The following is a 6,459-nucleotide window of genomic DNA, read 5'->3' as shown; positions in this document are numbered from 1 at the left end:
GCTGGCGGACTTACCTTCTGTCTTGGTCATGGTGGCGTTCCTTGCAGGGAATCAGGTGACGTGAACATCACCAGCCTGCCATGACCGCCCTCTCTCAGCGAATTTGCAGAACTCTCAGCACACTACCCAGGCGCTTCCTTGGCCTTGGCGAGAAGGTCGCCTGCCAGCGACTGTTACAGATGAAACACTCCCGCTCCGGGTCGGACACACACCAGGGAATCGGAAACACACCAAGGAAACGGAAAGATCCTATTGAGAAGTGTCCCGCAGAGCCCCGATCGCGGCGGCCGCAGCATGAGAAGGACACAGACCAGCATGTGTGGAATTGTTGCCTTTCTCTCGCAACATGGTCCGATCTCCGATGAAGCATTGCGCTGCGCTACACAAAGCCTCCACCATCGTGGTCCGGATGGGCGAGGCCATTGGGTATCGCCGGACCGTCGCATTGCTCTCGGTCACACGCGGCTGAGCATCATCGATCTAAGCGGCGGCGAGCAGCCTATCGCCAGCGAAGACGGTCAGAGCCACATCGTCGTCAATGGGGAATTCTACGGCTACCAGACGATCCAGCGTGAGCTGGAAGAAGCCGGTCACCGCCTACGCACACGATCGGACAGCGAGATCGCCCTGCATCTCTACGAAGATGTTGGAGTTCAGTGCCTTCATCGGCTCAGAGGCGAGTTCGCATTCGTTATTGCGGACCAAAAGAACCGACTCGTATTCGCAGCGCGCGACCGCTTCGGCATCAAGCCACTCTTCTACGCCCAGCACGAAGGAACGCTTTATTTCGCGTCGGAGGTGAAGGCGCTATTCGCGGCCGGAGTGCCTGCTCGATGGGACGCGGAATCTGTCTATCATTCGGTCGCGCTCGGTGGACCGCAAGTGCGCACATTGTTCGATGGCGTGTTCCAGATTCCGCCCGGTCACTACCTGATAGCCAGCGAAAAACACGTGCAGGTGAGCCAGTATTGGGACTTTCACTATCCTCGCGCCGATCATGCCGCGCCGCAACGGCCTGATGCCGACTGGGCAGCAGAATTCCGCTCGGTTCTCGAGGAGGCCGTCCGTGTCCGGCTGCGCGCCGACGTCCCGGTTGGCTGTTATCTGAGTGGCGGGCTCGATTCCTGTTCGGTGCTGGGCCTGGCTGCGAGGCACCGCCCCGACCCCATTCGCGCCTTCACCCTCAGCTTCGATAGAGCAGAATATGACGAGGGAGAAATCGCCAGAGAGATGGCTGCCAAGGTTGGCGCCGATTTCTGCCCAATCCCGCTGCGACAGAGCGATCTCGCCGACCATTTTGCCGATGCAATTACGCAAGCCGAAACGTTCTGCGTGAATGCGCATGGCGTGGCGAAGTATCTGTTGAGCCGGGCAGTGCGCAACGCAGGCTACAAGGTGGTGCTGACCGGCGAAGGGTCGGACGAGATCCTCGGCGGCTACGCCTTCTTTCGCCGCGACATGCTGCTCTATAACCGTGAGGGCCAGGACCCCGCCGTTATCGCCGGCCTGCTCGACGAGTTGACAAGGCTCAATCCCGTCTCTCGCGGATTGCTGCTGCCGGACGGAGAGGCCGGACAACTCGAGACTGTCAAGCGGCTGCTCGGATTTGTGCCTTCTTGGATCGAGACCTTCTCCGCCCGCTCCGAGAAAATGCGGGCCCTGCTCTCAGGAAGTTTCAGCGAGAAGTTCGCCGGGCGCGAGAGTTTCCGTGCCTTCTTCAGCGACATTGACGTGCGCGGCCAATTGGAAGGGCGAGACCCTCTCAACCAGTCGCTCTATCTGTGGGCAAAGGCCGGGCTGCCTTCCTACATTCTGACAATGCTAGGCGATCGCATGGAGATGGCGCATTCAATAGAGGGACGGGTGCCGTTTCTTGATCATCACGTGGTCGAAATGATCCGCTCACAGCCGGTCTCGCAGAAGATCCGAGGCATGACCGAGAAGTTCGTGCTTCGCGAAGCGGCCCGCGATGTCATCAGCGATACAGTCTACCGGCGACAGAAACACCCGTTCCTGAGTCCGCCCGCGACACTCAATCCAAAGGATCGGCTGAGTTCGCTTGTGCAGGATACGCTGCGCGGTCCCACACTCGCCTCGATCCCCTTCTTCGATCAGAGGAAGGTCGTCAGCCTCCTCGACCGCCTCCAGACCATGGATGAGGGTTCACGAGTCGCCAATGACCAGGTGCTGATGCTTCTGACCAGCGCCTGCGTTCTCCACGAGAGGCTGCGCCTGACGGCGTGACGGCGTATTCCCAGAGGCATCCACTTCATGCAGAAAACGGACGGAGGAGAGCCCCAAGCCTGCCGCCCCTCATGGTCGCCGAGCCAACACCCCTTCCCGACCAATAAGCGGCAACAGGTCTGAAAGCTCCGGGCCCGCAGAAAGGCCGGTGAGCGCGACCCTCAAGGGGTGATAGAGCGCCCTGCCCTTGCGGTCAGTCGCCTGCTTGACCGTGTCGGTCCAGCTCTTCCAGGTTCCCCGATCCCAGGGTTCGGGCGGCAGGAAATCAAAGGCGCTGCGTACGAAGTCGCGATCCTCGTCGGACAGCTCCGGGAGCGCTTCGGGGCCAGCCGAAACGATCCGCCACCAGCGCGCTGCATCCGGCAACACGTCCAGATTGCCGCGCACCGCCAGCCAGAATGCCTCGGCCTTGTCATCTGACACGCCGATCGCATGAAGGCGGTTCCTGGCTTCCTCGAAAGGCATCTGGTGGAGCAGCACCTTGTTGAGGACGGTGAGCTCCACCGGATCGAACTTCGAGGCTGATTTCGAGGTGGCCGAAAGATCAAAATGCTCGGCAAGGGCCTCCATCGAGGGCATCGCCGACACGCTCTCCGACGTGCCGATCAGCACCGCGAGCGAGGCAATCGCCATCGGCTCGATGCCTGATTCTTTCAAGCTGGCTATCGATAGCGCGCCCGTGCGTTTGGAGAGGCCCTCGCCGGAGGCGGTGGTGAGCAGGTTGTGGTGACCGAAGGCCGGCGCTTCGCTGCCCAGCGCCCTGAACAGCGCGATCTGCACGCCCGTGTTGGTGACGTGATCGTCGCCCCGGATGATGTGCGAAATGCCGAGATCGATGTCGTCCGCCACCGAAGGCAGTGTGTAGAGATAGCTGCCGTCCTCGCGCACCAGGACGGGGTCGGAGACTGAGGCGAGATCAACGGTCTCATGTCCGCGCACCAGATCGTCCCAATCGATATCGGTGCGCCGAGGGGCAAACGGGTCGCCGTCGAAGTTCGGCAGGAGGAAGCGCCAGTGCGGCTTGCGGCCTTCAGCCTCGAGCTTGGCTCGGTCGGCCTCGTTTAGCTTCAGCGCCTCGCGGCCATAGACGGGCGGCAGCCGCCGCGAGAGCAGGATCTTGCGCTTGAGCTCCAGTTCCTCCGGCGTCTCGTAGCAAGGATAGAGCACGCCGGCCGCCTTCAGCCGCTCGACGGCCGCGGCATAGGTGTCGAAGCGCGCCGACTGGTGGACCATCACGTCTGCGTGGATGCCCAGCCAGTGCAGATCCTTCTGGATCTGGTCGACATATTCCTGCCGCGAGCGCGCCACGTCCGTATCGTCGAAGCGCAGGATGAAACGTCCGCGGTTCTTCAAGGCATAAAGCCAGTTGAAGAGCGCGGTACGCGCGTTGCCGATATGGATATTGCCGGTCGGCGACGGCGCAAATCTGACGGTGACGGTCATGGCGGTGGAGGTAGCGAAGGTGACGGACGTTGGCAAGCAGAGGTCGGGCCGGCGAGACTACGCTAGTGTCCCAATTCTGAAATTCGCACGAGTTGGATATAGAGCTCAGAGCGAATTTCAGAATTGGGACACTAGCAAGTTTTTGATTCTAGTGTCGTTTTGATTTCGAAGTTCGCTCAGAGCCTGATATCAAAATGAGGCGAACTTCGAAATCACGACACTAGCCCGCTCACGAGCTCCAGTGCTTGGCGCTCGAACAGCCGCCGATAGATGCCGCCCTCCAGCTTGATCAGCTCTTCGTGCCTGCCTTCCTCGGCGATGCGGCCCCGGTCGAAGACGAGCAGCCGGTCGAGCGACTTCACCGTGGACAGCCGGTGCGCGATGACCAAGGTCGTGCGGCCAACCATCAGTCGCTCCATCGCCTTCTGGATGAGCTGCTCCGATTCCGAATCGAGGCTCGATGTCGCCTCGTCGAGAATGAGGATCGGCGCATTCGCGAGGAAGGCGCGCGCGATCGCCACGCGCTGACGCTCGCCGCCGGAAAGCTTCACGCCCCGCTCGCCGACGAGTGTCCCATAGCCCTTCGGCAGCCGCATGATGAAGTCGTGCGCGCTCGCCTGCTTTGCCGCATGCTCGATCTCGGCCTGGCTGGCGCCGGGCCGGGCATAGGCGATGTTCTCAGCGAGCGAGCGGTGGAACAGGATCGGCTCCTGCTGCACGATGGCGATCTGGGATCTGAGTGACGCCTGCGCGGCGTGAGCGATATCCTGGCCGTCGATCAGGATACGCCCGCCATTCACGTCATACAGCCGCTGGATCAGCTTGACGAAAGTGGTCTTGCCGGAGCCCGAATGGCCGACGAGACCGACGCGCTCGCCCGGACGGATCGAAACCGAGAAGTCACGATAGAGCGGAAGCAAATGGCTGCCATAGTGGAAGGTGACGTTCTCGAAGCGTATGCCGCCCTTGCGTATCCGGATCGGCAGCGCGTCCGACGAGTCGGCAACGCCGAGCGGCTGTGCCTGGATGTCGACAAGCTCCTCCATATCGTTCACCGAGCGCTGCAGGTTGCGGATGTGCATGCCGACATCGCGCAGATAGCCCTGTAGCAGGAAGAAGGATGTGAGCACGAAGGTAATGTCGCCCGCACTCGCCTGCCCGCCCGACCACAGCAGCAGCGCAAAGCCGATGATTGCCGTGCGCAGTAGGAGCAGCGTCGTGCCCTGTGTCGTCCCATTCACCGTGCCGCGCACCCAGGTCCGGCGCGTACGGCCGCGCCATTTGGCGACGACGTTCGCGAATCTCGTGTCTTCGCGCGCCTCCGCACCGAAAGCCTTGACTACCGAGCTGCAGCTGACGGCATCGGCGAGCGAGCCGCCAAGCTTGGTATCCCAGGCATTGGCGAGGCTCGCGGCCGGCGCCACATAGCTGAGCGACAGCGCTACGGTGAGCCCGATATAGACGAGCGAGCCCACCGCCACGATCACCCCCATCATCGGCCAGTACCAGCCGAGCAGGATGGTCGAGCCGACAAGCATGACGATTGAAGGCAGTAGAGCGACGAGGATCGTGTCGTTGAGCAGATCGAGCGCCCACATGCCGCGCGTGATCTTGCGCACGGTCGAGCCGGCAAAGTTGTTGGCGTGCCAGTCGGTCGAGAAGCGCTGCACGCGATGGAAAGCGTCGGCGGCGATGTCGGACATCATCTTGAGCGTCAGGTCGATGATCCCCATGAAGGCAATGTGCCGCAACACGATCGTGCCGAGCGCCAGAGCGACAAGGGTCACGAAGGCGGCCACAGCCGTATTCCAGATCGCCAGATCGCTCGCCGCTCCGCTGGCGACAGCATCAACGAGCCGGCCGGAATAGAGCGGCGTCAGCACATCTGCGAGCGTCGACAACAACACCGCCATCATGATGACGGTGAGCCGGCCCGGCTGCCGGCGCCAGTGCGTAAAGGTGAAACCAAGGACGCTGCGGAACGCGCCGCCGCGCGACGATCTTCGAAAGGAAGCCATTGTATCTGCCGGAGACTTGAAGCCGTCCGGTCCCGGAACTGCAAATTTGTGAAATTACCGGAGCGGAGCCCCGTGAGGAGCGGCGGCGCCGTCGAACACTCGAACCGGTCCGCCTTCGCGGACAAAGCCCAAGCGGCGGCCGCCTCGGATCAGGTGCTGCTGAACGGTCGCGAAGGACCTAACGCATGCAACCCGCGATCATGGCGCCGCCTTGAAGCAATGAAGAGAATGCACGCATTCTTATCTCCTCCAAGGTCAAACGAAATGGTGCTTATAGTCGGCGCAACACTGTTCGCCAAGGGGGTACAACAACGAAAATAATAAGCCAGCCACTTGCCTGCCGGTTTAGCGCCTCAACACCATCGCGTTCACAGTGTCCTCGCGGACAAAGCCGAAGCGCTCGTAGAGACCGTGTGCGTCTGCTGTATTCAGACTCCACGTGCCGACTGTCGCGAGTTCCGGATGGTCCAGGAGCGCGCTTACCAGCCGCTTGCCGATACCCTTGCCGCGATGGTCCGGCCACACGATGAGATCCGAGATGCGGGCAAACACGGAGCGGTCGCCGGAAGCACGCCCGAAACCGACCTGCGTTCCGTCGATGAGCGCGATCGCACAGATCGAATTGGCGAAGGCACGGCGGTTCAGTTCGTCGGTGCGTGCACCGCCCCAGTAGCTCGACTTGATGAGCTGTGACGTCCGCTCGAAATCGAGCCGCGCCAGATCGTAGCTGATTTCTATGTCGGCCATGACGTCT

4 protein-coding genes are annotated in these 6,459 nt (G+C 61.7%); 1 reads left to right on the top strand and 3 read right to left on the bottom strand.

The window, feature by feature from the left end; genetic code table 11:
- Window positions 1-315: 315 nt before the first annotated feature.
- A complete protein-coding gene (gene asnB, locus SAZ10_RS18475) occupies window positions 316-2,244 on the top strand; it encodes an asparagine synthase (glutamine-hydrolyzing) (protein ID WP_318610819.1) in 1,929 nt (642 codons plus the stop codon).
- A 69-nt stretch (window positions 2,245-2,313) separates the two neighbouring features.
- On the opposite strand, the gene gltX is transcribed toward asnB, so the two are convergent.
- From gltX to SAZ10_RS18460, 3 genes are all read right to left on the bottom strand, one after another.
- Window positions 2,314-3,687 (bottom strand): glutamate--tRNA ligase, encoded by a 1,374-nt coding sequence (gene gltX, locus SAZ10_RS18470; protein ID WP_318610829.1) that lies wholly within the window; start codon window positions 3,685-3,687, stop codon window positions 2,314-2,316.
- A 212-nt stretch (window positions 3,688-3,899) separates the two neighbouring features.
- A complete protein-coding gene (locus tag SAZ10_RS18465) occupies window positions 3,900-5,705 on the bottom strand; it encodes an ABC transporter ATP-binding protein (RefSeq protein ID WP_318610818.1) in 1,806 nt (601 codons plus the stop codon).
- Between the two features lie 345 nt (window positions 5,706-6,050).
- Window positions 6,051-6,452, bottom strand: coding sequence for a GNAT family N-acetyltransferase (locus SAZ10_RS18460; RefSeq protein WP_318610817.1), 402 nt, complete (start codon window positions 6,450-6,452; stop codon window positions 6,051-6,053).
- Between the last annotated feature and the right edge of the window lie 7 nt (window positions 6,453-6,459).

Origin of the sequence: Mesorhizobium sp. BAC0120, from assembly GCF_033542235.1 — a bacterium.
Classification (GTDB): domain Bacteria; phylum Pseudomonadota; class Alphaproteobacteria; order Rhizobiales; family Rhizobiaceae; genus JAWRCU01.
This window is presented reverse-complemented; position numbering and strand designations above follow the sequence as displayed.

Coding starts and splice junctions, on each gene's coding strand:
- asnB (WP_318610819.1), top strand. CDS start 316: ATGTGTGGAATTGTTGCCTTTCTCTCGCAACATGGTCCGATCTCCGAT.
- gltX (WP_318610829.1), bottom strand. CDS start 3,687: ATGACCGTCACCGTCAGATTTGCGCCGTCGCCGACCGGCAATATCCAT.
- SAZ10_RS18465 (WP_318610818.1), bottom strand. CDS start 5,705: ATGGCTTCCTTTCGAAGATCGTCGCGCGGCGGCGCGTTCCGCAGCGTC.
- SAZ10_RS18460 (WP_318610817.1), bottom strand. CDS start 6,452: ATGGCCGACATAGAAATCAGCTACGATCTGGCGCGGCTCGATTTCGAG.